The sequence below is a fragment of the Nonomuraea sp. NPDC048892 genome, assembly GCF_040649735.1.
Classification (GTDB): domain Bacteria; phylum Actinomycetota; class Actinomycetes; order Streptosporangiales; family Streptosporangiaceae; genus Nonomuraea; species Nonomuraea maheshkhaliensis.
Map to the genome: position 1 here is coordinate 1 of NZ_JBEZFZ010000006.1, position 22,822 is coordinate 22,822.

The 22,822-nt window shown below is 69.2% G+C and carries 23 protein-coding genes; 11 read left to right on the forward strand and 12 right to left on the reverse strand.

What is annotated here, in order from left to right:
* Together AB0C28_RS20905 and AB0C28_RS20910 are read right to left on the reverse strand one after the other, a co-directional pair.
* The coding region (locus AB0C28_RS20905) for an energy-coupling factor ABC transporter permease (RefSeq protein ID WP_358076501.1) at positions 1–305 on the reverse strand (305 nt) is incomplete at its 3' end.
* A 118-nt stretch (positions 306–423) separates the two neighbouring features.
* Positions 424–2,238: a glycosyltransferase family 2 protein gene (locus AB0C28_RS20910; protein WP_358076504.1), complete on the reverse strand. Its 1,815-nt coding sequence runs from the start codon at positions 2,236–2,238 to the stop codon at positions 424–426.
* A gap of 367 nt (positions 2,239–2,605) precedes the next feature.
* Between AB0C28_RS20910 and AB0C28_RS20915 the strand changes: the two genes are divergently transcribed.
* The 3 genes from AB0C28_RS20915 to AB0C28_RS20925 all read left to right on the forward strand — a co-directional run bounded on the left by AB0C28_RS20915 (position 2,606) and on the right by AB0C28_RS20925 (position 4,472).
* Complete coding sequence (locus AB0C28_RS20915) at positions 2,606–2,923, forward strand: hypothetical protein (RefSeq protein ID WP_357845445.1); 318 nt, start codon at positions 2,606–2,608, stop codon at positions 2,921–2,923.
* Between the two features lie 18 nt (positions 2,924–2,941).
* On the forward strand, positions 2,942–3,307 hold the full coding sequence (locus tag AB0C28_RS20920) for a ClpX C4-type zinc finger protein (protein WP_357845448.1): 366 nt from the start codon (positions 2,942–2,944) through the stop codon (positions 3,305–3,307).
* A 220-nt stretch (positions 3,308–3,527) separates the two neighbouring features.
* Entirely contained in the window at positions 3,528–4,472 is a 945-nt protein-coding gene (locus AB0C28_RS20925; protein WP_357845451.1) for a D-2-hydroxyacid dehydrogenase family protein, read from the forward strand.
* Positions 4,473–4,588: 116 nt separating this feature from the next.
* Here the strand turns inward: AB0C28_RS20925 and AB0C28_RS20930 are convergent, their stop codons facing one another.
* The gene (locus AB0C28_RS20930; protein ID WP_358076507.1) at positions 4,589–5,158 is read right to left on the reverse strand and encodes a CGNR zinc finger domain-containing protein; all 570 of its coding nucleotides are present in this window, start codon (positions 5,156–5,158) and stop codon (positions 4,589–4,591) included.
* A gap of 75 nt (positions 5,159–5,233) precedes the next feature.
* On the opposite strand from AB0C28_RS20930, the gene AB0C28_RS20935 reads away from it, so the two are divergent.
* Positions 5,234–5,986 (forward strand): class I SAM-dependent methyltransferase, encoded by a 753-nt coding sequence (locus AB0C28_RS20935; RefSeq protein ID WP_357845457.1) that lies wholly within the window; start codon positions 5,234–5,236, stop codon positions 5,984–5,986.
* A 155-nt stretch (positions 5,987–6,141) separates the two neighbouring features.
* Here the strand turns inward: AB0C28_RS20935 and AB0C28_RS20940 are convergent, their stop codons facing one another.
* The 6 genes from AB0C28_RS20940 to AB0C28_RS20965 all read right to left on the reverse strand — a co-directional run bounded on the left by AB0C28_RS20940 (position 6,142) and on the right by AB0C28_RS20965 (position 10,831).
* Positions 6,142–7,371 (reverse strand): RICIN domain-containing protein, encoded by a 1,230-nt coding sequence (locus AB0C28_RS20940; protein WP_358076509.1) that lies wholly within the window; start codon positions 7,369–7,371, stop codon positions 6,142–6,144.
* Between the two features lie 240 nt (positions 7,372–7,611).
* Entirely contained in the window at positions 7,612–8,289 is a 678-nt protein-coding gene (locus tag AB0C28_RS20945; protein ID WP_358076512.1) for a hypothetical protein, read from the reverse strand.
* 48 nt (positions 8,290–8,337) lie between these two features.
* The gene (locus AB0C28_RS20950) at positions 8,338–8,937 is read right to left on the reverse strand and encodes a hypothetical protein (protein WP_358077369.1); all 600 of its coding nucleotides are present in this window, start codon (positions 8,935–8,937) and stop codon (positions 8,338–8,340) included.
* A gap of 48 nt (positions 8,938–8,985) precedes the next feature.
* A complete protein-coding gene (locus AB0C28_RS20955) occupies positions 8,986–9,804 on the reverse strand; it encodes a methyltransferase domain-containing protein (protein ID WP_358076515.1) in 819 nt (272 codons plus the stop codon).
* Between the two features lie 98 nt (positions 9,805–9,902).
* The gene (locus tag AB0C28_RS20960) at positions 9,903–10,379 is read right to left on the reverse strand and encodes a DUF488 domain-containing protein (RefSeq protein ID WP_358077372.1); all 477 of its coding nucleotides are present in this window, start codon (positions 10,377–10,379) and stop codon (positions 9,903–9,905) included.
* A gap of 56 nt (positions 10,380–10,435) precedes the next feature.
* The gene (locus AB0C28_RS20965; protein WP_357845469.1) at positions 10,436–10,831 is read right to left on the reverse strand and encodes a RidA family protein; all 396 of its coding nucleotides are present in this window, start codon (positions 10,829–10,831) and stop codon (positions 10,436–10,438) included.
* A 105-nt stretch (positions 10,832–10,936) separates the two neighbouring features.
* On the opposite strand from AB0C28_RS20965, the gene AB0C28_RS20970 reads away from it, so the two are divergent.
* The 4 genes from AB0C28_RS20970 to AB0C28_RS20985 all read left to right on the forward strand — a co-directional run bounded on the left by AB0C28_RS20970 (position 10,937) and on the right by AB0C28_RS20985 (position 15,264).
* Positions 10,937–11,911 (forward strand): WYL domain-containing protein, encoded by a 975-nt coding sequence (locus tag AB0C28_RS20970; RefSeq protein ID WP_358076517.1) that lies wholly within the window; start codon positions 10,937–10,939, stop codon positions 11,909–11,911.
* A gap of 42 nt (positions 11,912–11,953) precedes the next feature.
* A complete protein-coding gene (locus tag AB0C28_RS20975) occupies positions 11,954–13,069 on the forward strand; it encodes an FAD-binding oxidoreductase (RefSeq protein ID WP_358076520.1) in 1,116 nt (371 codons plus the stop codon).
* 114 nt (positions 13,070–13,183) lie between these two features.
* On the forward strand, positions 13,184–13,615 hold the full coding sequence (locus AB0C28_RS20980; protein WP_358076523.1) for an SDR family oxidoreductase: 432 nt from the start codon (positions 13,184–13,186) through the stop codon (positions 13,613–13,615).
* A gap of 380 nt (positions 13,616–13,995) precedes the next feature.
* The gene (locus AB0C28_RS20985) at positions 13,996–15,264 is read left to right on the forward strand and encodes an MFS transporter (RefSeq protein WP_358076526.1); all 1,269 of its coding nucleotides are present in this window, start codon (positions 13,996–13,998) and stop codon (positions 15,262–15,264) included.
* A gap of 34 nt (positions 15,265–15,298) precedes the next feature.
* Here AB0C28_RS20985 and AB0C28_RS20990 read toward each other — a convergent pair whose 3' ends face one another.
* On the reverse strand, positions 15,299–15,691 hold the full coding sequence (locus AB0C28_RS20990; protein WP_357845485.1) for an ester cyclase: 393 nt from the start codon (positions 15,689–15,691) through the stop codon (positions 15,299–15,301).
* Positions 15,692–15,998: 307 nt separating this feature from the next.
* Here AB0C28_RS20990 and AB0C28_RS20995 point away from each other — a divergent pair, with 307 nt between their 5' ends.
* The gene (locus AB0C28_RS20995) at positions 15,999–17,351 is read left to right on the forward strand and encodes a carotenoid oxygenase family protein (protein ID WP_358076529.1); all 1,353 of its coding nucleotides are present in this window, start codon (positions 15,999–16,001) and stop codon (positions 17,349–17,351) included.
* Between the two features lie 115 nt (positions 17,352–17,466).
* On the opposite strand, the gene AB0C28_RS21000 is transcribed toward AB0C28_RS20995, so the two are convergent.
* Positions 17,467–18,123 (reverse strand): 2'-5' RNA ligase family protein, encoded by a 657-nt coding sequence (locus AB0C28_RS21000; protein WP_357845490.1) that lies wholly within the window; start codon positions 18,121–18,123, stop codon positions 17,467–17,469.
* A gap of 261 nt (positions 18,124–18,384) precedes the next feature.
* Here AB0C28_RS21000 and AB0C28_RS21005 point away from each other — a divergent pair, with 261 nt between their 5' ends.
* Positions 18,385–19,422 (forward strand): DUF418 domain-containing protein, encoded by a 1,038-nt coding sequence (locus AB0C28_RS21005; protein ID WP_358076532.1) that lies wholly within the window; start codon positions 18,385–18,387, stop codon positions 19,420–19,422.
* Positions 19,423–20,354: 932 nt separating this feature from the next.
* Here the strand turns inward: AB0C28_RS21005 and AB0C28_RS21010 are convergent.
* On the reverse strand, positions 20,355–20,630 hold the full coding sequence (locus AB0C28_RS21010; protein WP_358076535.1) for a hypothetical protein: 276 nt from the start codon (positions 20,628–20,630) through the stop codon (positions 20,355–20,357).
* A 232-nt stretch (positions 20,631–20,862) separates the two neighbouring features.
* Here AB0C28_RS21010 and AB0C28_RS21015 point away from each other — a divergent pair, with 232 nt between their 5' ends.
* Positions 20,863–22,695, forward strand: a complete 1,833-nt coding sequence (locus AB0C28_RS21015; RefSeq protein WP_358076537.1) for a serine/threonine-protein kinase — start codon at positions 20,863–20,865, stop codon at positions 22,693–22,695.
* The last annotated feature ends 127 nt before the right edge of the window (positions 22,696–22,822 follow it).

Sequence of the window (22,822 nt, forward strand, 5' to 3'; positions counted from 1 at the left end):
CCGCCGTCGGCGAAGAACACGCCCTGCACCAGCAGGACCACGGCCATGCACAGCACCCCTGTGTACGGCCCCACGAGTATCGCGGCCAGCGCGCCTCCGAGGAGGTGTCCGCTGGTGCCGGCGGCGACGGGGAAGTTGAGCATCTGCACGGCGAAGATGAACGCGGCCACGAGGCCGGCCATGGGCGCGGTCCTGTCGTCGAGCTCGCGCCGGGCGCCGCGCAGGCAGACCGCGACCCCCGCCGCCGCCACGGCCCCGGCCGACACGGACGTCGCTGCGTTGAAGAAGCCATCGGGAACGTGCACGGCACCCTCCTGAAGAGGACGGATCCAAAGCGGACAGACCAAACGGCCTCACTTTACGACATCATCTTGCACCTGCACATAATGGGCAATAGCGGAAGATTCCTCTGATCGGCCCTCGCTACCTGATGATTCTTCTGATCAGCATCTCGGCCGTGAGCCGGCGCACCACGGCGCTGAAGCGCCCCTTGCCCGACGTCGCGTACGGCCGCACGCTCCTCAGCAGCGGCGCTCCCCACCATCGGCGCGGCGCCGCGACCGTCTCGGCGTCGGTCTCGATCCTGAAGCGCGCGGGCGGCCCGCCCAGGTCGAGTTCGAGGTAGGCGTCCCAGGTGCCGGGGGCGAGCCGGCCCACGGCGGGCCTGGCCGCGAAGCCGCCCCCGGGCAGGGCCACCACCGCGTCGGTGCGCTCGCGCCCGGTGCGCCGCTCGCGCCAGACGATCCGCCTGATCGCCGAGGCCGCCGGCGCGGTGCCGACCACGGTGATCTCGCCGTCCACGATCAGCCGGTGCCCCAGCGCCCACCGGGCCCTGATCAGTCTGGCCAGGCCCGGCACCGCGACCGCGTGCCCGCCCATGTCGATGCTCAGGTTGCCGTTGTCCCTGGTGAAGTAGGGCACGGCCACCACGCCGCCGATCAGGCGGGGCTGAGGGCGGGCGATGTCGCTGTCACGGTCGGCGCCGAGCCGGCCGAGCCGGATCACGCCCTCGATCTCCACCGCCACCCGCAGGTCCCAGATGCCGGATGCGAGCGCGGCCACGTCCACCCGCGCGATGAACTCGCCGCCCTTGCGCTCAGCCGGCAGCACCAGCTCGACGTCCGGATCGTGGCGGGCGCGCAGCACCACCGACAGGCCGTCGTCCCTGGTGATGCCGTCGAGCCTGGCCGCGCCCGTCACCACCAGGCAGTCGCCGTCCCAGCGCAGCCCGGTCAGCCTCCTGCGCACGGTGGCGCTCTCGATGCGGGCCAGGCGCACCAGGCGGTCGATGTCGTCGAGCGCGCCCGCCCGCTGCCGGTCGATGGTGTTGAGCCGTTCGTGCACGCCGGGGGTGTACCAGTCGTCGCACAGGGCCGCGACCTCGCGCGCGATGTCCTTGCGCCGTACGTCGTCGCTCTCCAGGAACACGGTGCCGAGCTGGGTGAACACGTCGAGCCTGAAGTGCCTGCGGAGCAGGTGGTCGCGCAGTGGGCCCGGCTCGACGTGCCGGGCCATGACCTCGATCGGGCCCCTGATCATGGCCAGCCAGGCCAGCGGGTCCCTGCTGCCCGGCTGCTGCATGATGCTGCTGCCGTCGGACCTAGACACGAGGTGGTAGCAGTCGTAGTCGGCCACCACGGAGACCGCCTCGGCGTGGCAGTAGGCGTGGGCGGTGAACAGGAGGTCCTCCCCGACCAGCATGCCCTCGCCGAACCTGATGCGGTGGCGTTCGAGCAGCTCGCGCCGGAACAGCTTGAAGCAGCTCAGGCTGTTGTAGACGTTGCTGTCGCCGAGTCCCACCCGCTCCGCGCCCTGCTGGAACATCGACGCCGGTGCCCGCCTGCCGTGGCCCACGATCTTGCCCAGCACGATGTCGGTGCCGTTGCCGTCGGCGGCGGCGACCATCCGTTCCAGCGCCTCGGGGCCGAGGTGGTCGTCGGCGTCGCAGAAGAAGACGTACCGGCCGGTCGCGTGCTCGATCCCGACGTTGCGCGGCCGGCCCGCGCCGCCGCTGGCCTCGATGTGGATCACCCTGACGCTCTCGGGGTGATATTCGGCGTAGAGGTCGAGCAGCTCGCCGCTGCCGTCGGTGGAGCCGTCGTCGACGACGACGATCTCCTTGCGCACCCGCTGGACGAGCGCGGACGTGAGACACCGGTCGAGATAGGCCCGGCAGTTGTGTACGGGGATGACGACACTGACGTCCACCGCGTCGCCCTCGCTCCCTGTCGCCGCCATCGCCCACCACTCCAGAGTCACGTTGCGCTGTCGGTCCGTTTCAGTATGTGACCAACGCCGAGCCCGTGCGGGCAGATCGGACGTCTTCCTCCGGAGGCTTTTCCCCACACCGGCAAAACACGGCATTCTGCAGATAAGCGGAGCCATCGGCTGACAAATAGTTGAGACTTGCCGCACCGAACGAGTTTCAGGGGTGATGATTTTCTACCTGGGAGAAGAAACACAACCGCTGGGAGCGTTCAGTTCCTACTGCGAGCCGCCGGTGATCCGCGGGGCCGGGTTGCGCGTCTACAGTTAGGCAACCTTGACCAGGAGGTGGCGTGAAATGGGATCCGATCTCCGTGAGGAAACGGCCGACGGTCCGGCCGTGCGAAGCGCTGAGCTGATCATCGCGTCGGCGCGTCTGACGGAGTTGTGCGAGTGCGCCGCACTGCTACGCCGTACGAGAGCCAGGTCCGAAGAGATCGTGGACGAGGCTCGCGCCCTGCTGGAGGAGGCCAGGCGGGACGGCGACCTCGAACGGGTCGTCCTGCTGCGGGAGCAGTTTGAGCTGGCACGGGCGAAGTACGCCCAGGTGCTGGACGCGTACATGCGGATCCTGCAACGGATCACCGAGGAGCGGCAGGAGATCATCGAGGGCCAGATGGACCGCGGCCGGATCTCAGGCTTGTCAGGAGTGGCCTGACGAGGCTAGTGTCAGGGCATGCCTGACTGGAAGGACAACCTCCACTGCTCGTTCTGTCACAAGAACAGCGCGGATGTGAACAAACTCATCGCTGGGCCTGGTGTGCATATTTGTGACCAGTGCGTCGGCCTGTGTAGCGAAATCTTGGAACAGGAACGGCTCGCCGAATCGACCTCGCCGCGCCTTCCGGCCTGGGAGAGCATGACAGAAGAGCAAATTCTCGAACATCTACCGAAAATCGCCACCGTGCAAGCACAGGTGGACGACAATCTGCGCGACTGGGTGGCGCACCTTCGCACCCGTGATGTCAGCTGGGAGCGCATAGGAGCATCGCTGAACATGACGCGGCAGTCGGCGTGGGAGCGGTTCAGGAGCGAGGCGTGAACCTTTGTGACATGTGAGGCGTCTCCTCTTCAGGGAGGCCCCACATGCGCGTCCTGGAAGGTCTCGCGGCGCCCGAGCTCGACCGGCTCCACCTAGAGCTGGTCCTGATCCTGGCGCTGCACGAGGAGGCGGAACGGCTGGCCGCCGAATGAACGGGCTCCAGCTCCCCGAGCCTGCCCCGGGGAGCTGGAGCAGGGGGCCGGCCGGTAGATTGCGGCTCATGCTGCGCTGCGCCGTGCTCGACGACTACCAGGATGTGGCACTCGGACTCGCCGACTGGTCCCGGGTGCGGGCCAGAAGCCTGCGCGAGCACTTCGCCGGCGAGGACGACCTCGTCGCCGCCATCCACGACTGCGAGATCGTGGTCGCCATGCGCGAGCGCACGCCGTTCACCGCCGGGCTGTTCGCCCGCCTGCCCAACCTGCGCCTGCTCATCACCTCCGGCATGCGCAACGCCGCCATCGACCTGGCGGCCGCGCGCGAGCACGGCGTCACGGTCTGCGGCACGGGCGGCAGCGCGACGCCGACGGTCGAGCTGACCTGGGCGCTGATCCACGGCCTGACCCGCCACCTGCCGACCGAGGCCGGCGCCCTGCGCTCCGGCGGCCCGTGGCAGAGCACGCTCGGCGCCGACCTGCACGGCCGCACGCTCGGGCTGCTCGGCCTGGGCCGGATCGGGTCCCGCGTGGCGGCGGTCGGGCGGGCTTTCGGCATGGACGTCGTGGCCTGGAGCCAGAACCTGACCCGGGAACGGGCCGAGTCGGCCGGCGCCCGCCTGGCCCCCGGCCTCGACGCGGTGCTGTCCGCCGCCGACGTCGTCTCCATCCACCTCGTGCTCGGCGACCGGACGCGGGGGCTGGTCGGGGCGCGGGAGCTGGCGCTGATGAAGCCGGCGGCCTACCTGGTCAACACCTCGCGGGCGGCCATCGTCGATCAGGACGCGCTGGCGTCCGCACTGCGGGAGGGGCGGATCGCCGGTGCCGGGCTGGACGTGTTCGAGGTGGAGCCGCTGCCGGACGGGCACGAGTTCCGCCGGCTGCCGAACGTGCTGGCCACGCCGCATCTGGGCTATGTGACGGAGGCGAACTACACGACGTACTTCCGCGAGGCCGTCGAGGACATCGACGCCTTCGTCGCCGGCACCCCGATCCGGCTGCTCACCTGACCTCAGCCGGTTTTGGTCCTGGCGCGGAAGACGGCCGTCTTCACCCTGTCTTCGCCCCGGCCCTGAACGCGGCCGTCTTCACCCTGTCTTTGTCCTGGCCCTGAACGCGGCCGTCTTCACCCTGTCTTTGTCCTGGCCCTGAACGCGGCCGTCTTCACCCGGTTCTGGCAGGCGGTGGAGCAGAAGCGGCGGGTGCCGTTGCGTGAGACGTCCACGTAGACGCGGTCGCAGTGGGGCGCCGTGCAGACGCCGAGCCGGTCGCCGAACTCGCTGCCCAGCACGATCGCCAGACCCGTGGCGCAACTGGCCGCCCACTCGCCCGCCCTGGTACCGCCGCTGCCGTGGAAGTGCAGGTGCCACGGCTCGCCGTCGTGCCGGTCGAGCCTCGGCCTGGCGTGGAACTCCTCCAGCAACGCGTTCACCTGCCTGGCCGCACTGTCGACATCGTCGTTCGCGACCGCGGTGAAGACGGCGCGCAGCCGGGCGGCGACCGCGGCCAGCTCGTCGCCGTCCTCCGCGCCGAGCTCGCGGTATTCGGGATAGACGGTACGCAGGCCGGCGGTGGCCGCGACGCCGGTGTCGGCCGGCTCGGGGAAGGGCCGCCCGCGTCGCTCGCCCGGGGTCAGCGCGTTGACGAGCGCCACCGCGACCCGGACCACCGCATCCGTGTGACTGTTGTAATCCAATTGACCGGTTACACCTTCGTGTCGTAGCTTTGTAACTGCCCAAAGCTTAGACGACAGTTACAAGGAGACGTTCTCGTGCTCACTCACGATGCCGCAGTCGAGTGGATGGCGCGCTGGGACCGCCAGCAGGAGGGCTACCTGCCCGACCGCGAAGAGCGCTTCACCGCCCTGATCGACGCCGTGGAGGCGCTGGGCAGGCCCGACCCGCTGGTGCTCGACCTCGGCTGCGGCCCAGGATCGCTGGCGGCCAGGCTGGTCGAGCGACTGCCCGGGGCCGAGGTCGTCTGCGTGGACGCCGATCCGCTGCTGCTCGGGCTCGGGCGGGCCGCGTACCCGTACCTGAGGTTCGTCTCCGCCGACCTGCGTACCGGCGGATGGACGGGGTGCCTGGGGCTGGAACGGCCGGTGGACGCGGCGGTGAGCACGACGGCGCTGCACTGGATCTCCGAGCAGGACCTCAAGGCCGTGTACGCAGAGCTCGCGACGGTACTGCGGCCCGGCGGGCTGCTGCTCAACGGCGACCACATGGACACCGAGGAGATCACCCCCGTGCTCTCACGGCTGGAGCACGCGGTGCACGAGCGTCAGGCCGAGCGGCAGTTCGGCGCCGATCGGCCGGAGGACTGGCGGACCTGGTGGGACGCGGTCGAGGCCGACCCGGCCTTCGCCGACCTCAGCCGCGAGCGCACCACGGCCGGGGCCGACCACCACGGCTCCGAGTCCCACCTGCTGTCGCACCACGTGGGGGCGCTGCGGGAGGCGGGGTTCGCGGAGATCGGCACGCTGTGGCAGCGGGGAAACAACCGGCTGCTGTGCGGCGTGCGCTGACGGTCGTCCTGGAGGGCGCATTCGGGCTCTTCACGCCTTCGGCATGGGGAGCAGGGCTGAGAACGCGCTCTCTCGGAGATTGGACACGGCCTTCTCCATGACCGATGGGCCCCGTTTCGTCCGCACGGAGCCCATCGGCGATCACAGTGGGGGTGTCAGGAGCGAGCCCACCGCTGGTTGTCGCTGCCCGCGCAGTCCCAGATCTGCAGCCGGGTGCCGTTGGCCGAGCTCGGCCCGGTCGCGTCGAGGCATCTGCCGGACTGCGGGTTGACGATCTGGCCGGTGCCGGAGTTGAAGGTCCAGCGTTGCGCGCCGGTGCCGTTGCAGTCGTACAGCTGGATGGGGGTGCCGTTGGCGGTGCCGGCGGCGGTCACGTCCATGCACTTGCCCAGGGCCCGCACGGAGCCGTCGGAGTTCCAGGACCAGCTCTGCGCGCCGCTGCCGTTGCAGTCCCAGAGCTGGATGGGAGTGCCGTTGGCGGTGGCGGCGCCGGCGACGTCCACGCACTTGCCGCCGTACCCGCTGATCCGGCCTCCGCCGCCGGTGGTGGGCGGGGCGTAGACGCGGACGTAGTCGACGGTCAGGGTCTGCGGGAACGTGGTGCTGCCGTCGGGGTAGCCGGGCCAGTTGCCGCCGACGGCCAGGTTCATGATCATGAAGAACGAGTGGTCGAAGACCCAGCGGTTGCCGCCCAGGTCGGCCGGGGTGCGGCGCTGGTACTCGTTGCCGTCCACGTACCAGATGATCAGGTTGGGCGACCAGTCGACGGCGAACGTGTGGAAGGCGTCGGCGAACGGGGTGCCGATCGTGTAGCCGGCGCCGATGCCGCCGCCCCCGCTGTAGCCGGGGCCGTGAATGGTGCCGTGGACGGTGTTCGGCTCGCGGCCGATGTTCTCCATGATGTCGATCTCGCCGTTGTCGGGCCAGGTCGGGCCGCCCAGCATCCAGAAGGCCGGCCAGATGCCCTGCCCGCGCGGCAGCTTCATGCGCGCCTCGAACCGACCGTACGCGCGGGTGAAGGTGTCACGGGTGAGCAGGCGGGCGGAGGTGTACTGACAGGTGCCGTACCAGCACTGGAAATTGGCCGGGTTCTCACGGCGGGCGGTGATCACCAGGTTGCCGTTGCCGTCTTTGGCGGCGTTGCGGGTGGTGTCGGTGTAGTACTGGTGCTCGTTGTTGCCCCAGCCGCCACCGCCGGTGTCGAAGCGCCACTTCGACTGGTCGACCGCGCTGCCGGCGGCTCCGTCGAACTCGTCGGACCAGACCAGGGGGCCGGGGGCGGGTGCGGCGCTGGCGGTGCCGGTCATGGGCGCGACCAGCGCGACGACCGCGGCGAGAGCGGCGCCGATGGCTAACAACGTTCTGGAACGGGGGGTGCGTGCCATGGGGGGTTACCTCATCGGATCCACGGGTGTGAGTTTACGGAAACCTTGCGGCACGTCGAGTGGTGCTGTCAAGAGAGCGCTCTCTCGAATTTCGCGGGCATTTCTCCGATCCTGCTGCCCTGGTTGCCGCCCCGCCGGTTCAGCCCTGGCGCCTCTAGCTTCGACCCGTCAGCTCGATCCTGGTGCTCTGGCTTCGACCCACCGGCTCAGCCCTGCTCCGTCGGCCTCTGCCCCTCCGGCTCAGCCCTGCTTCTCGGCGGAAGCCCCCACGCCGGCTTTCACCTTCTCAGCTTCGGAAGCCTCGGCCGACTGGGACGGCTCGGCCGGTTTGGCGTCCACCGGCGGAACTTCGGCGACCTCACCGGCACCGGCGACCGGGCGAGCCCTGACCGCCCCGACCTCCACCGGTCGTGCACCCGTCACCTCGGCCTCCACCGGGACGGAACCGAACACCGTCCCGTCGCCCTCCCGCGGCCCCAGCTCCCGCCGCACCTGCCCCCGCAGTTGCTCGCCCAGAATGACCATGGTCGCGTAGTCGCCGTTCTCCGCCGCCACCCGCCAGCTCTCAGCCAGCTCGCGCAGGCCGGCGCTGCCGAAGACCTGCACCCCGACGACCGCCTCGACGCCCATCCGGGCGCGCTGCTTCTCGGGCCAGGTCTGCTCCAACTCGGCCAGCTTCCGATCCTCGCCGTCCCGCGCGTATCGCTGACGCCGCAGCTCCAGCTCGACGACCTTCAGGACCTCCAGGTACGCGTCCCGCCGCTCCTTGAGCCGCCAGACCCGCGCCTCCTCGTCCTTGGCCGCACCGACCATCCGCTCCGCGTGCGCCCGCCCCTGCGCACCCGCGAACCAGGTGAAGAACACGCCGACCGCACCGGCCCCGCCCACGATGACGGGTGCCACCCATTCCCAAGCCACGACAGCGATTGTCTCGCGCTCACGCCCTCCGGCGCCGGAAAACGATCACTATCGCCCCCGATGCCGCCGCAACACCGCCCTGGCCAGCTCAGCCGGGGTCCCCGTACTGGTGTCGACCGTCATGTCATAGCGGGCGCCGTGACCGTGCACCGTACGCAGGTGCCCCCGTCCGAGCCCCTTCACCCCGCGCGGCCGGGTCGCCTCCCGCTCCTCGACCACCGCCAGCGGGCACATCACGCCGACCCACAGCACGTCCAGCCCGTCCAACGCCTTCCTCCACACCGGCAGCAGGTCGGGGGTCAGCAACATCTCGTCGATGACCACGTCGTCACCTCCACGGGCGAAGGCGGCGGCCGCGACACACCCCGATTCCAGCATCCGCCGCCCGACCGGCCCATGACGCACCACCACGAACGGCGTGCCGTCCTCGTCCGTGCCGGTGCGGTCGTACCAGAACCCCACCCGGCTGAGCGGCCCGTCCATCCCACCACCCCACTTGGGCGGCACGAGCTGAAACAGGGTGTCGATGCCCCAATAGACGAACGGGGTGTCACTCTCCTCCTGAATCGCCTGAGCCAGCGAGGTCTTACCCGCACTCGACGTCCCGTTCAAGAAGACGACCCGCCCGTAACCGCCGCTCTTTTCCATCACGCCATTGAACATGCCCTCACCGATCCGCCGGGGAGGGCCCGTACGTCATCCCGGCGTCCTCGCCCAGGCGCCGTACAGGCACGGCCCGACCACCACCCCATGCTCGGCGTGGACCTCGGCGAGGAGGCGTTCGGTCAGGGTGTCCGGGTCGACCTCGGCCGCGGTGGCGATGCCGGCGCGTTCCATCAGGGGCAGGGCGACGCGTGCGATGTTGGCCCAGCCGAAGGCCGGTGCGTGCTCGCCCCCGCCGACCGCCGCCTCCATGCGCATCTCCGGGTCCGGCAGCCCGGCGGCGCGGAACGTGGCGAACAGCGACGGGCCCATCCGCGGGTCGGCGCCGATGCCCTGCAACACGCCGACGATCCAGGACCTGAGCTGCCGCCACGTGGGCCCGTCCACGGTCGACCACATGTAGGTCAGGTCGGCTTCGTGCATGCAGATCAGGCCGCCTGGGCGCAACAGCGACGCCGCGTTCCGCAGCGCGCCCGCCGGGTCGGCGAGGTACATGAGCACCAGGCGCCCGACCACCGCGTCGAACTCGCCGTCGAGGCCGGTCAGCGCCTCGATGTCGCCCACGCGGAACTCGACGGTGCCCTGCCCGCCGGCCGCGGCCAGCCGGGCCGCGCGGCGCACCGCGTCCGGATCACGGTCGACGCCGACGACACTGCCCTCCGGCCCGACGAACTCGGCGGCGAGGCGCGACACGTTCCCCACTCCGCTGCCGAGATCGAGCACCCGCATCCCCCGGGCCAGCCCCGCCGCGGCGAACACCCGCCGGGTCAGCGGATCGAACACCTCGCCCTGCGCCAGCAGCCGCTCCTCCTCGGCCTGCTGGTATTCCGTGAAGTATTCACGTCGTCCCATGCGACTCCCCCCGAGTTTCGCTGGACGAGCACGTCGTACGACGTCGACAGCGGTTTGCCATCGACACCGAACTCTCTGTCACTACCCATGCAACCCTGTTACAACGGCAGCAGGTGCTCCATCGTGACGTGGTGCCGTTCGACCAGCCGTTGGGCGATCAGCGAGCGGTGGCACGCCTCGGGGTCGCGTTCGACACAGAGCAGCGCCGCGCTCCCGCCGCCCGGCGGCGCCGCCACGATCGGCGTGAGGTCGGCGCGGTCGAGGATCTCCGCGGTGTAGCGGCGGGTGTACGCGACGGCCAGCTCGCGGCGCGAACGCTTGCCGACCCCTTGGCGGTCGTCCTCGGCGTACTGGAGCCGGCGTAACTCGGTGGTCGGGGCCAGCTCGAAATGGTGTTCGTACGCGATCCGCGCCTCGGCCAGGGCCGACTGCAGCCGGCGCGCGTTCGCCCAGGCGTACTCGGGCCCGCGAACGCCCCGCCGCTGCCGTACGTCGAGCAGCAGCCGCACGTCCGCGTGCCGCAGTCGTTCGAGGAAGGACTCGACGGCGAAGCCGTAGACGCCGATCGTCACCATCCTGAGCACCGTCGCATCACCTACCTTGTCATCATTGACGCTGCCGCAAGAGCGCGTCAGGCGACGGCGGTGCCCTCAAGCTCCACCATCAGGTCGGGGACCGCCAGCCGCCTCACCCCGAGCATCGTGGTGGCCGGCGCCACCCCGGCGGCCCCCAGCCGCGCCACCAGCACGCCGTAGTGCTGGATGAGCCGGTCGACGTCGGTGGCGTAGACCTTGAGCCGGACCAGGTTCGCGAGCGACATGCCCGCCTCCCCCAGCACGGCCTCCAGGTTGTCGAGACTCAGCGCCAGCTGCGCCGCCATGTCGCCGGCGTGCTCGGGCTTGCCGTCGCCGCTCATCGCGGTCTGCCCGGCGCAGTACAACGTCCGGGTATGCCCCGAGACGAGCTCCCCCTGGTTGTACCCCAGCTCCGTCGACCACGCCCACGGGTTGACCGCTGTCCGCTCCATCAGCTGCTCCATTCGATCATGGGTCCGGTACGTCTCCGGCCCGCGTTGATCAGCCTCCCGGAGAATCACGACATCCTTTGTCGTGTATGCGAATAGAGTTTCCGTATGCGCGCCGACCGGCTGGTCTCGCTGGTCCTGCTGCTGCGGCAGCACGGCCGACTGTCCGCGGCGACGCTGGCCCGCGAGCTCGAAGTGTCCACGCGCACGGTGCTGCGTGACATCGAGGCGTTGTCCGCGGCCGGCGTCCCGGTCTACGCCGAACGCGGACGGCACGGCGGGTTCGCGTTGCTGCCCGGCTTCCGTACCGAGCTCACCGGCCTGAACCACGACGAGGCCCTCGCCCTGCTGGTCGCCGGGTCGCGGCGCGGCGCGCAGGCGTTCGGCCTCGGCTCGGCGCTCGCGTCGGCGATGCTCAAGGTGGTCGACGCGCTGCCCGACAGCTACCGCGACACTGCGGCCGGCGCGGCCGAGCGGCTGCTCATCGACCCGGAGACCGACCTGCTGTCGCGCCGGCTGGTCTCCGAGGACGCGCCCGGCGCCATCGCGGCCGAAGTCCTGCGCGCGGTGCTGGCCGGACAGAAGCTGCGCATCCACTACGCGGCCGTGGACCAGGCTCCTCAGTGGCGCACGGTCGACCCGATCGGCCTGGTCACCGTACGCGATCGAAGTTATTTGCTGGCCATGAGGTCGGGCGCGGACCGTACCTACCGGCTGTCCCGGATCCTGGACGCCGAAGCACTCCCCGAGCCCGCGCAACGCCCGGACCGGGTCAACCTGGACCAGGCGTGGCAGGAACGCAGCACCCGCTTCCGCGCCGGCGGCGACCAGGTCACCGTAGGGGTGCGGCTGCATCCGGCGCGGCGGGAGGACCTGGTGGGCACCGCGCTGGCCGTACTCGCGGAAGAACCCGAACCGGACGGATGGCTGCGGCTGGAGGTCACCTTCCAGGATCCGAGGCACGCCGAGTGGGCGTTGTGGCAGCTCGGGATGAGTGCGGAAGCGCTGTCCCCGCAGTGGTTACGCGACTCCCTGCACAAACGAGCCACCGCCATCGCCACCCGCTACGGACCGCCGACGTGATCATCCACACCTGTGCATACTGAAATCCGGGAAGGGGCGTTCATGACCGCCAGACATATGAGGCGGCCGTACCGTGTCGCCGTCATCGGCGTGGGTGTCATCGGAGCCTGCGTGGGCCGGCACCTGTCCCGGCACGGCGCCCAGGTGATCCTCATCGATGCCGGCCACCCCGGCGAAGGCGTCACCGACTGGTCCTTCTCGTGGGTCAACGCCAGTAACAAGACCGCGCGCAGGTCGTACTTCGACCTGAACATCGCCGGCATGGCGGCCTACCGCGACCTCGCCACCACCATCGGCCCCGACTCGTGGTGGTACCCAAGCGGCCACCTGCGCTGGTCGGACGATGTCGCGGCGCAAGCGGAACTCCTGAGCACCGCCGAACGGCTGACCGACCTGGGCTACCGAGTCGAGATGTACCAGGGCTCCGAGGCCCGCCACCGCCTCGAACCCGCACTCACGATCCCCGACGAGGCCCCGGTCGTCTTCTACCCCGACGAGGCCTGGGTGCACGGCCGCCACCTCGTCAGCCGCCTGGTCAGCAACACCGACGCGGAACACCGCTTCGGCACCGCTGTCTCCGCCATCGGCACCGCATCGGACGGAAGCATCCGTACCATCACTCTCTCGGACGGAACCCGCCTCGACGTCGACATCATCGTGAACGCGGCCGGCCCCAGCGCCTCCCACATAGCCGGCCTCCTCGGACGCCACCTCCCCATGCGCCACGAACCCGGCCTCGTCCTCCGCATCAGCAGCTCCCGGACCCCGATCCACCGGGTCGTCCACGCCCCGCACCTCGCCCTCCGCCCCGACGGCGACACGACGATGGTCCTCCACAGCGTGGAGCTGGACGCCCTCCTCGACACCGGCGAAGACCCGGCGGCTCTCGCCCGGCAGCTCCACGAAGCGGCGCGGCACGTCGTACCCGACCTCGGCGACTCCCGCATCACGGGGTCACGCGTGGCCGAACGCCCCATCCCCGCCGACGGCTACCCCTCGGTCGGAGCGGTGCCGTCCGTGCCGGGCTACTACGAGGCCGTCTCCCACAGCGGCATCACCCTCGGCCCGATCATCGGCCGCCTGCTCGCCACGGAGATCCTCGACGGTGAGCGAGCCGAGTCACTCGCGGACTTCCGCCCAGAACGCTTCCCCCTGTAACCGCCTGGACCAGCTCATACTCCAAGGGTCACGCACAAGCGAGGCTGCCGACCGGCGTAACCGTCACGGCGACTGGATAATCTAAGCGGCCGACCACGAACAGGGAACGCGTACATGAGACTGGACGATCACAGTGTCGTCATCACCGCGGCCGGACGCGACTTCGGACGGGCCCTGGCCATCACCCTGGCCGGCCTCGGCGCCACCGTCTTCCTCTCCGCCCGGACGTTCGCCGCCGCCGAACGCACCCGCGACGACATCCGCGCCCGAGGCGACGGAAAGGCGTACGCGTTCGCCTGCGACCTGACCGACCCGGCCTCCATCCGCGACTTCGCCCACCAGGTCGCCGCGCATACCGACCACATCGACGTCCTGGTCAACAACGGGGCCCGTTACCTCGAAGGCGAAGATCTGCTGGCCGTCTCCGACGAGGACGTCGCCGACACCCTGGCCTCCGGCGCCACCGGCACCGTCCTGGTCACCAAGAACTTCCTGCCCCTGCTAAGCCACGAGGCTCCGAGAACCCGCTCACCAGCGAGTCTCTGATCAACTGCATCGTCTTCGCGATCAACCAACCGCGTGACTGCTTCATCAAGGCTTTCCACTTTGAAGAACCCAGCTGACACGGCCCGCGCTCTGCGCGCCGTCGCACCCGAACCCGTTCGCGACCAGCCGACACCGATGGTCGAACGATCGGAAAGACGGCGGACGCTCTCGTTCGCCGTCATCATCGCCGACGAACCCGACAGCGTTCAGCGGACATCCTGCGAGATTGCCTCCCCGCGATATTCAGTAGACAGCGTCACGTCCGCTGAGTAGCTTCTGCGGGTCCCGTTTCACGCCCGTCCCAGAAGCCTGAATCGTGGCAGCGACCCTGCCTCGCGCCTCAAGCCAGGAGCGGCACCCCTTTTCGAGGAAGATGGTCCGTGACCGGCATTGTCCCGCTGCGCAGGAACGCGCGATTTCAGCTGTTGTGGATCGGCGGCGCGGCGTCGAGGCTGGGGTCGGAATTCACCAGACTGGCCATGCCGCTGCTGGTGCTCGCGCTCACCGGCTCGCCCGGCCTGGCGGGCGTCGTCGCCGGGGCCCGCATGGTCGCTCTCCTGCTGGTCCAGATGCCGGCCGGCGTCTGGGTGGATCGGTGGGACCGCCGCCGTACGCTGATGATCTCCCAGAGCCTCCAAGCGGCCGTCTCAGCGCTGCTGGCGCTCCTGATCCTCACCGGCCAGGCGCAGATCTGGCACTTCGTCACGCTGGCGGTACTCGACGCGTTGTGCGCCGCGTTCATCGAGCCTGTCCGGGACACGGCCATCCGCGGCATCGTCCCCGCGAGTCAGTTGCACAGCGCCTACGCCCAGGAGGAGTCCCGTACGCATGCCGCCGGCCTGATCGGCCCTCCGCTCGGCGGCCTGCTGTACACCCTCGGGCATGCCGTGCCCTTCCTCGCCGAGGCCGTCACCTTGGTCGCCGCCGCGGTCTTCTACGCCCTGGCGAAGGTGCCGCGCCGTCCCGCGAACCAGCCACAAACATCGGGACGAGAGACACGAGAGGACAGCGAGGAGCGGCGCCCTATCCGGCGTGGTGTGCGCCGGGAGGCGGCTGAGGCCGTCACCTGGCTGTGGCGTCGCCGGGGCCTGCGGGAGGTCACCGCGGCGATGATGGTCCTCAACCTCCTGGGCGGAGCCTTCCTGATACCTCTCATCGTGCTGGTCGGCGAACGCGGCGGCGGCGCGCTCACCACCGGCACGGTCCTGGCCGCCCTCGGCATCGGCGGCCTGGCCGGAGCCCTGCTGTCGGGCCGCATCAGCAGGCTGCTGCCGCCCGGCCCCCTGCTGCTCGCCGTCTTGACGATCTTCGGCGCCGCGCTGGCGGCCACCGCGCTGCCGTGGGGGGCGTGGTGGCCGATGGTCCCCCTGGTGTTCATCACGCTGTCGACTCCCTCGCTCAATGTAGTGCTGAACGTGGTGATCGCACGGATGGTGCCGGACGAGATGCTCGGCCGGATGGGCGCGGTGCTGAGCATGGGCGGAATGGCGCTCAAGCCCTTCGGCCCGGTCCTCGGCGGGACACTGACGGCGGCCCTGGGCGGCGCGGCGGCGCTCGTCGTCCTGGGCGGGCTGCTCGGCGCGACCGCCGCCGCGGCAGCGGCCAGCCGGGAGTTGCGCCGCTTCACCGGGGAGATCGCCCCGGCCTGAGGCGACGCTGTACGACCCGATCGGTCGTTCGTGTTCAGGTCGTGAGTTGCCGTCGCATCTCGGCGGAGTCGTGCAGGTTCGTCATCTGAACGAAGCGCCCGTCCTTGACCTTGTAGATGGCGTACTCGACGATCTTGAACGAGGCGCCGGACGGCGGGACGCCGAGCCAGTCCTTGGCGGGTGTGCCGGTGTTGATCGCGCGGACCGCGATTCCGTCACGGTCGAGCAGCAGCTCCTCGATCTCCCAGTGGATGTCGGGAACGGCGCCGACGATCCCCTTCAGGGTGTCGACGACGTCGTCACGGGTCCCGGGCACGCCGCCTAGCAGAACCTCGTCGTTGATGAACTCGTCCATGCCGTCGAACTCGTGGGCGTTCAGCGCCGCTGCGTATCGCATGTACCAGTTGCGCAGGTCGTCGTCGGTCACAGGATCGTCCTCTCTGGTCGTACCACCGGCTTCGCGAAGGCCTTGCGCCCGTAGCGACGCAACTTCCGTACCGATCGGTCTACAAGTCGACTCTAGCACTTCCGTACCGATCGGTTGCAAACTATGCCGCCCCGGTCGAGGCGACCGGGTACGGATATTTCTGGCACCGCCCTCACCTGGGCTCTTTCCGACCGGCTGAGACAGGCAGGAAGAACAAGACTGTTGTCCGCGAATCTTCTCGTGCACGGTTGTCGGCGTCCGGACCCCACGCGTCCGGACCCCACCACCCACCGACAGGAGTCCCCACATGTCCGAAACGGTGCCGCTGCATCTCGCGGGCAACAACGCGCCGGTCGCCGACGAGGTGTCCCTGGAGCCGTCCAAGGTCGTCGGCGAGATCCCGGCCGAGCTGAACGGGCAGTTCTTCCGCAACGGACCCAACCCGCGTACCGGCTGGTCACCGCACTCCTTCGCGGGCGACGGCATGATCCACACCATCGCGCTCGACGGCGGCAGGGCTCGCTGGTACCGCAACCGCTACGTACGCACGCCCCTGTACGAGCACCCCGGCGAGTCCCGCTTCGCCCTCGCCTTCGACGCACAAAGCGGACGGATCGACTACCGGGTCACCACGGCCAACACCCACCTGATCGCGCACGCGGGCCGGCTCTTCGCCCTGGAGGAGGGCGGCTTCCCGTACGAGGTGACGCCGGACCTGGCCACGATCGGGCCGTACACCTTCGACGGAGCCCTGCGGACCCCGATGACCGCGCACCCGAAGACCTGCCCGAGCACGGGTGAGCTGCTGTTCTTCGGCTACCAGCTGCGCCCGCCGTACCTGACCTACTACCGCGCCTCGGCCACCGGCGAGGTGGTGCAGACGCGCACCGTGGACGTGCCGCGGGCGACGATGATGCATGACTTCGCCATCACCCGCCACCACGTGATCTTCATGGACCTCCCGGTCGTCTTCGACGCCGCCCAGGCCGCGGCGGGCGGGCCGCCGTGGCGCTGGGACGACGCGCACGGCGCCCGGTTCGGCGTGCTGACGCGCACGGCCGGCGACGACGCGCCCGTACACTGGTTCGACGTCGAACCGTGCTACGTGTGGCACACCATGAACGCGTTCGAGGACCCAGCCGCCGGCACGATCACCGTCACCGGCACCCGCGTCCCCACGCTGTGGCGCGGCGGCGCCGACGACCTGGAGGGCGGGCTCCCGGTCGCGTACCGCTGGACGCTGCACCTACGCTCGGGCACCGTCACCGAGGAGCCGCTCGACGACGCGCCCAGCGAATATCCCCGGGTGGCCGACGCGACGCTCGGCCTCCCGCACCGGTACGGCTACACGACGAGCTTCTCCCTGGACGCCGAGCCGGAGCGCTCGGAAATCTACGCCTACGACCTCACCGGCGGCGCCGAACGGGCGGTGCACCGCTTCCCGCCGGGCCACACCTGCGGCGAGGCCGTCTTCGTCCCCCGGGCCGCCGGGCCGGGTGAGAACACCGGCTATTTACTGACATTCGCCCACAACCGCACCACCGGCACGAGCTACCTGGCCATCCTGGACGCCACCGACCTCGCCGCACCACCACTCGCCGAAATACACGTCCCGGTACGCATCCCCGCCGGCTTCCACGGCAATTGGCTCCCGTCCTGAGCACCAGGGCGATGCCAGCCGAGTATGCCGCCTGAGGACAAGCAGGACATGGGCGATCAGGCCGACATTCTCGTACCCATCAGACACACGGCCTGACAAGCCCCAATTCCGAGGGCTACGGCACGGCTGTGATGCCGGCTCCCAGCGGTACGACCGCGTGACTGCTCCAGCGATATACCCACTCCGGCTCAAGAACCCGGTTCTGGACGATCAACGTGACGCGATCGACGTTCACCCGAACCGGCTCCGCATCGACGCCACTCAGCGCCTCCACGTAGGGCTCAGCCGGTCCTGACATGTTGATGTAGGTCAGACTCACGTGCGGATGCAGCCCTCCGGCCTGCTCGGCCGCCATCGGCGCTTCGCCTGCCACCTCGGCGATGCCGTTCCTGATCTCGCGCCAGATCTCGCGCAACGGCTCCGCCGGTGTGGCTTCCCATGCGACACTTTCGCTTCTGACAGCCGGCCGGTCGAAGGTGACTTCCACCGGCGCGAGCCTGCCCAGCCGTACGGCCACAGCCTGGGTGACCTGCTCAAGTCTCTCGTCGGAGACCTCGTCCACCCAGCCCACGCTCTGCACGGTGAGGTGCAGCCACTGGACCGGCACCGGGTCGTGTCCGCCGACCGCCGTCAGCGCCTGCTGATACCGCTCGGCGAGGCGATGCAGTTGCGGCGCGCCCTCGAAGGTCAGATGCCAGGTGTAGACCAGCCGCCCCGGCCACCACCCCTCCCGTGGCCACCAGTGGGAGCGAACCTCGTCACGTATGGTCATCGGCCTGCCTCAGCTCTGGGAGGGCGACGTTCGCCTCTCTGGTGGATCAAGCACTCATCAATGATCGTTACCCGCTCTGCGAACGTGCTGCCACTCGCCAGCTCCTGCCTCTCCTCCACCTGAAGTACGGCGCCTCAGCGATCACCTAAAGCAAGGCCTCTGCCCTCGCCGCTGAACCGGCCGAAAGTATTGTCCCGGGCGCTGCGGACCCTGCTTTCGACCGGTGCCGTCCACCAGAGTGACCTTGCAGGATAGGGCCCCATGCCACACGAAGAACTCCCCCAGGAATCACCTCCTGGGGAGCGGTCCGGCCAATCCCAGCCCGCCACACCCTCCCCCGGTCGGCCTCGAATCATCGCGCTCGACGTACTGCGTGGATTCGCGCTGTGCGAGATCCTGCTAGCCAACATCCAGCTCATGGCCACCGGCACCTCCGCCGTCGCCGTACAACCCATGGGCGACTGGGACCCCTGGCTCGGATTGCCGATCTTCTCCCTGCTGTTCGGCATCGGCTTCGCACTGCTGCTGGACTCCGCCACGCGCCGCGTCCCCCGGCCCCGGCTGGTCCTGCTACGCCGACTCGGGGCACTGCTCGCGATCGGCCTCGTCCACATGCTGCTCTGGCCGGGCGAGATCCTGACCCACTACGCCGTCGTCGGCATGCTGGTACTGCTGCCCTCGACCTGGCTACCACGGTGGGCCATGGCCGCCCTCTCCGCCGCACTCATCCCGACAGCGCTGATCTTCGGCCTGGGCGGCCCCCTACTGATCGCCGGACTGTTCCTGCTGGGCTCCGCACTGGTCCGTTACGGGGTGATCGAGCGGATCGAACGATCCACCCGAGTCCCGATCCTGCTGGGCCTGCTCTTCGCGACGGGACTGGCCGCTGCCCTGTGGGCCAAGGCCGGCATGCGAGCCGTCGGTGCCACGACATACCTGCCTTCCATGTCCAGCCTCGCCGACCTGCTGCTCGCCGGCGTGTACGTGTGCGTCGTGCTTGTCCTGCTCAGAACGCCGCTTCGACCGGCACTGCGCTTCCTCTTCGCGCCACTGGGCCGGATGGCGCTGACCAACTACCTGACCTCCACACTCCTGGTGCTGGCGGCCGGTCACCTCCTCGGCGTGCCGATCGGACAGTCCTTGACGACGGCGTACTGGACCGCGGCAACCATCCTCACGGCCCAGTGGCTGTTCTGCACCCTTTGGCTGCGCCATTACCGCCAGGGCCCGATCGAGTGGCTCTGGCGCTGGGCCACCTGGACCCACCGCCCACCCCTCAGCCGAGCCAAGCCGTCCTGAGCGCCGCCGTTCCGACAACTCTCGGCACCCCCCGCGACATAAGGCCTCTCCTGCTCAAGCCACTCCAAACTCAACCTGGCCCCCGTGGTGAGCTCCGATTCGGTGACCGCGCTGAACTGTCCCACCATCACAGCCCAGGTCCTCTCATCGGAGTAATCGTCCTCGAAACGGGCCGCCTCATAAACTTCGTGGCTCGCGCCCCACTCACCCGCTCGGCGACCTCGGTAAGCGTGAGCGCCTTTCCGTCGTCAGAAACGACAACGGTCCAGCAAATGCCCGCTGCCAGCCCGTGATCCTGAGTAAGCGCTGGTAGTAGCGATACACATCGATCAACAGGCCCGCTGAACCACAGGTACAAACCCGCCCCGGGCCTTCTCATCAGCGGCCAGCTCCGCCCAGTCACCCACCGGCCCATGCGAGTCGACAACCAGCACCGGAACGGCACCACCGAGATAACCGATCTCAGCGCGAGAAATGTAGAGCGGCACCCGGCGAGTATCCCACCGCCCTGCCCTTCACGATCATCACACCGCTGCATGCGGACCGTTCGTACATGGGCCGGCTGGGCAGACAAAAGCAACCGATTCCCGCGGCTGCACCGCGCCCCGAACCGGCAGACCTGCCGATCCGCAGCGGCAGGTGACGCGGAGATGGGACGCTTCCTCAATGGATGTTGCGGAATTCGCCGCAACGAAGCGGCGGGTCATGGGCAAGCGTCGCAACGTGCCGAACGGTGCCGGGGTGTTCGATGGCGGAACTCGCAACGGAGCTCGAACGGATCTGGTTGCGGGATCTCAGATACTCATACTTCGAAGCTCACGTGATCACTGTCGGCGAGCAGCGCGTTCACCTGGATGCAGTGACCCAGATCGCCCCGGACGACTTCTACGTAACGGCCTCCATCATCGCTGAGCCGCCCCAGTCGGCTAACACTACAGCCGCACTTCCCCGGAGTTGGCGTGCCTGGGCAGATCCCGAGTGAGCAAGGAATGGCCACCGGTAGCGATCGCCGCCGAAGCGGAAGCAGGCGCGCCCACCCATTGGCCGACGTGCTCGGTGAATATCCAGGCGCCCTCGTTGTAGGTGAGCCCCCGGGCGAACTTGTCACGGAGACCCTGGCTCAGGCTGGGAACGGCGGGCGGCAGATCGACGCTTGCCAGCGGTCGAAGCGCGGATGCCGCCGCCTCGTTCATCCGGATAGTGAGCACCCGGGCACGGTACCGACCGCGATGTCAGGCCACCAAAATGAAAGATGGGAAGATCATCCGCATATACCGAGCCTCCTGCCAGCCACCCAGACCAGACTTCCACCGGCAGGCGACGACGAGCTTCCGAACTACAAGATCCACCGATACGTCACGGCGTCCCCTCCTGCTCTGCCGGGTGCACGAGAAATTCTCAGTCGCCGCCGGCAACATCGAGAAGCGTTAGCCTGCGAGAGTGATCGATGGCGTTGGCGGGCAAGTCCTTGACGGACGCTTCGAGCTGGTGGAGCGGCTGGGCAGCGGCGGGATGGGCACCGTGTGGCGGGCGCGTGACCTGGCGCTGCATCGCGAGGTCGCGGTCAAGCAGGTCAGCCCCCTGGCTCCTGAGTCCGTCCAGGACCCGGAGGCTTCCCGGGTGCTGCGGGAGCGGGTGCTGCGGGAGGCCCGCGCGCTGGCGCGCATCAGCGACCCGCACGTGGTGACCATTCATCACATCGTCGAGGAGGGTACGGGTTCCTACCCCTGGCTGGTGATGGAACTGGTGCCCGGCGGCAGCCTGGCGGACCGGCTGGAGGAAAGGACGCGGCTGGAGCCCCAGGAGGCCGCCCGCATCGGCCGCCAGGTCCTTTCCGCGCTGCGTACCGCACACGCCGCCGGCATCTGCCATCGTGACGTGAAGCCCGCCAACGTGCTGTTGCGCCCTGACGGCAGCGCGGTTCTCACCGACTTCGGCATCGCCGCCCTCCAGCGAACCGGCTCCGCCGACACCGCGGCCCGGTCCGTGCCGCTGACCGCGACCGGCGAGCTCATCGGCACGCCCGAGTATCTCGCCCCAGAACGCATCCGAGGCAGCGACGACGCCCCCGCCTCGGATCTGTGGTCCCTGGGCATCATGCTGTACGTCTGCGTAGAGGGCCACAGCCCGATGCGCCGGCCGACCGCACTGGCCACCATGGCGGCGGTCATCGACGGCGTGGTGCCACCGCCGGTCCGGGCCGGCGCTCTGGCCCCCGTACTGCGGGAACTCCTCGTAGCCGATCCGGCGGCGCGGCCCACGGCCGAGCGGCTCGACGCGATGCTGGCCGCCATCACAGACGGCAGCACGGCCCGGACTCGCTTACTACCTGAACCGGACCGGCCCACGCCACCCGCCATCACGAAACCGGAAGCTCACCCCCCGTCCGCACCTCCCCCCTCGCCCCGCCGCAAGCGCGCCTGGCTCGCCGCCGGAGCCGCAGCCCTGACCACGGCGCTGGTCGCGACCACGATCTACGTCGTGAACAATGCGCAGCAAGCATCGACCGGCGATCACAAACCCGCCGCTCAGAACAAGCTCGGCCTCTTGGAACCCGGCACCCTCAAAGTCGCTGTATACGATGGCACCGCCGTGGACCAGCCGGGAATCTATTCCTCTGACGACGGTTCCAACGGCGCCAACCCACGCGGCCTCGACCCGGACCTGGCCCTCGCCATCGGTGACCGGCTCGGCCTGAAGGTGGAGATCGAAAGCGTCTCGACGCCAAGCCAGATGATCGACGGGGTGCTGGAGACCGAGCAGTTCGATGTGGCCCTGCCGAGCACGAGCACATTTTCCGCCGGGCAAGACGAGAAACTCGCCCTCATCCACTACTTCGACATCGGATTCGCGGTCTACGCCACGTGGAAGACTGCTCGGCGCATCCGCTCCAAAGCCGACCTCTGCGGCATGAGCCTCTCGATGGGCAGCTATGAGGACCTGGTGGAGAAGACGAGTTACGAAAAGTGCGGCCCGAATCCCATCAAGCCGGCCATGAGAAACGGCAGGTTGGACGCATATGTCACCAGCCTTCCCTGGGCCGTCGACCGCGCGCGAGACTCCAAGGGCGAGCTCCATCTCTCGAAAGCCGATCTGACCGAGGACGACCCCCTCGTCATGGCCGTCGACAGCGCCAAACCCGCGCTACGCGACGCGATCGTGAAAGCGCTCAACACACTGATCAAGAACGGCGAGTACGGCGAGATGCTCGCCGATCGAGGTCTACAGGACGGCGCCGTCACCGCGGCCCGAATCATCCGCAGCACTCCCTAGGGCGCGGATCGAGTCGTGATCAAGGAGTGATTGTCGTGAGGTCTCGTTGATCCAGATCACCAAGGCGCGCAGGTGGAGCCCGCGAGGTAGCCATCCGGGGTCTTGTCAGCCCGGGGAATCGAACCCC

What these genes read in the sequence shown, in the direction of transcription:
- AB0C28_RS20960 (WP_358077372.1), bottom strand. Translation starts at nt 10,379, where the DNA reads ATGGTGACGATCGGCGTCTACGGCTTCGCCGTCGAGTCCTTCCTCGAA.
- AB0C28_RS20940 (WP_358076509.1), bottom strand. Translation starts at nt 7,371, where the DNA reads ATGGCACGCACCCCCCGTTCCAGAACGTTGTTAGCCATCGGCGCCGCT.
- AB0C28_RS21005 (WP_358076532.1), top strand. Translation starts at nt 18,385, where the DNA reads ATGCCACACGAAGAACTCCCCCAGGAATCACCTCCTGGGGAGCGGTCC.
- AB0C28_RS20955 (WP_358076515.1), bottom strand. Translation starts at nt 9,804, where the DNA reads ATGGGACGACGTGAATACTTCACGGAATACCAGCAGGCCGAGGAGGAG.
- AB0C28_RS20995 (WP_358076529.1), top strand. Translation starts at nt 15,999, where the DNA reads ATGTCCGAAACGGTGCCGCTGCATCTCGCGGGCAACAACGCGCCGGTC.
- AB0C28_RS20950 (WP_358077369.1), bottom strand. Translation starts at nt 8,937, where the DNA reads ATGGAAAAGAGCGGCGGTTACGGGCGGGTCGTCTTCTTGAACGGGACG.
- AB0C28_RS20925 (WP_357845451.1), top strand. Translation starts at nt 3,528, where the DNA reads ATGCTGCGCTGCGCCGTGCTCGACGACTACCAGGATGTGGCACTCGGA.
- AB0C28_RS20970 (WP_358076517.1), top strand. Translation starts at nt 10,937, where the DNA reads ATGCGCGCCGACCGGCTGGTCTCGCTGGTCCTGCTGCTGCGGCAGCAC.
- AB0C28_RS20920 (WP_357845448.1), top strand. Translation starts at nt 2,942, where the DNA reads ATGCCTGACTGGAAGGACAACCTCCACTGCTCGTTCTGTCACAAGAAC.
- AB0C28_RS20975 (WP_358076520.1), top strand. Translation starts at nt 11,954, where the DNA reads ATGACCGCCAGACATATGAGGCGGCCGTACCGTGTCGCCGTCATCGGC.
- AB0C28_RS20965 (WP_357845469.1), bottom strand. Translation starts at nt 10,831, where the DNA reads ATGGAGCGGACAGCGGTCAACCCGTGGGCGTGGTCGACGGAGCTGGGG.
- AB0C28_RS21000 (WP_357845490.1), bottom strand. Translation starts at nt 18,123, where the DNA reads ATGACCATACGTGACGAGGTTCGCTCCCACTGGTGGCCACGGGAGGGG.
- AB0C28_RS20980 (WP_358076523.1), top strand. Translation starts at nt 13,184, where the DNA reads ATGAGACTGGACGATCACAGTGTCGTCATCACCGCGGCCGGACGCGAC.
- AB0C28_RS20910 (WP_358076504.1), bottom strand. Translation starts at nt 2,238, where the DNA reads ATGGCGGCGACAGGGAGCGAGGGCGACGCGGTGGACGTCAGTGTCGTC.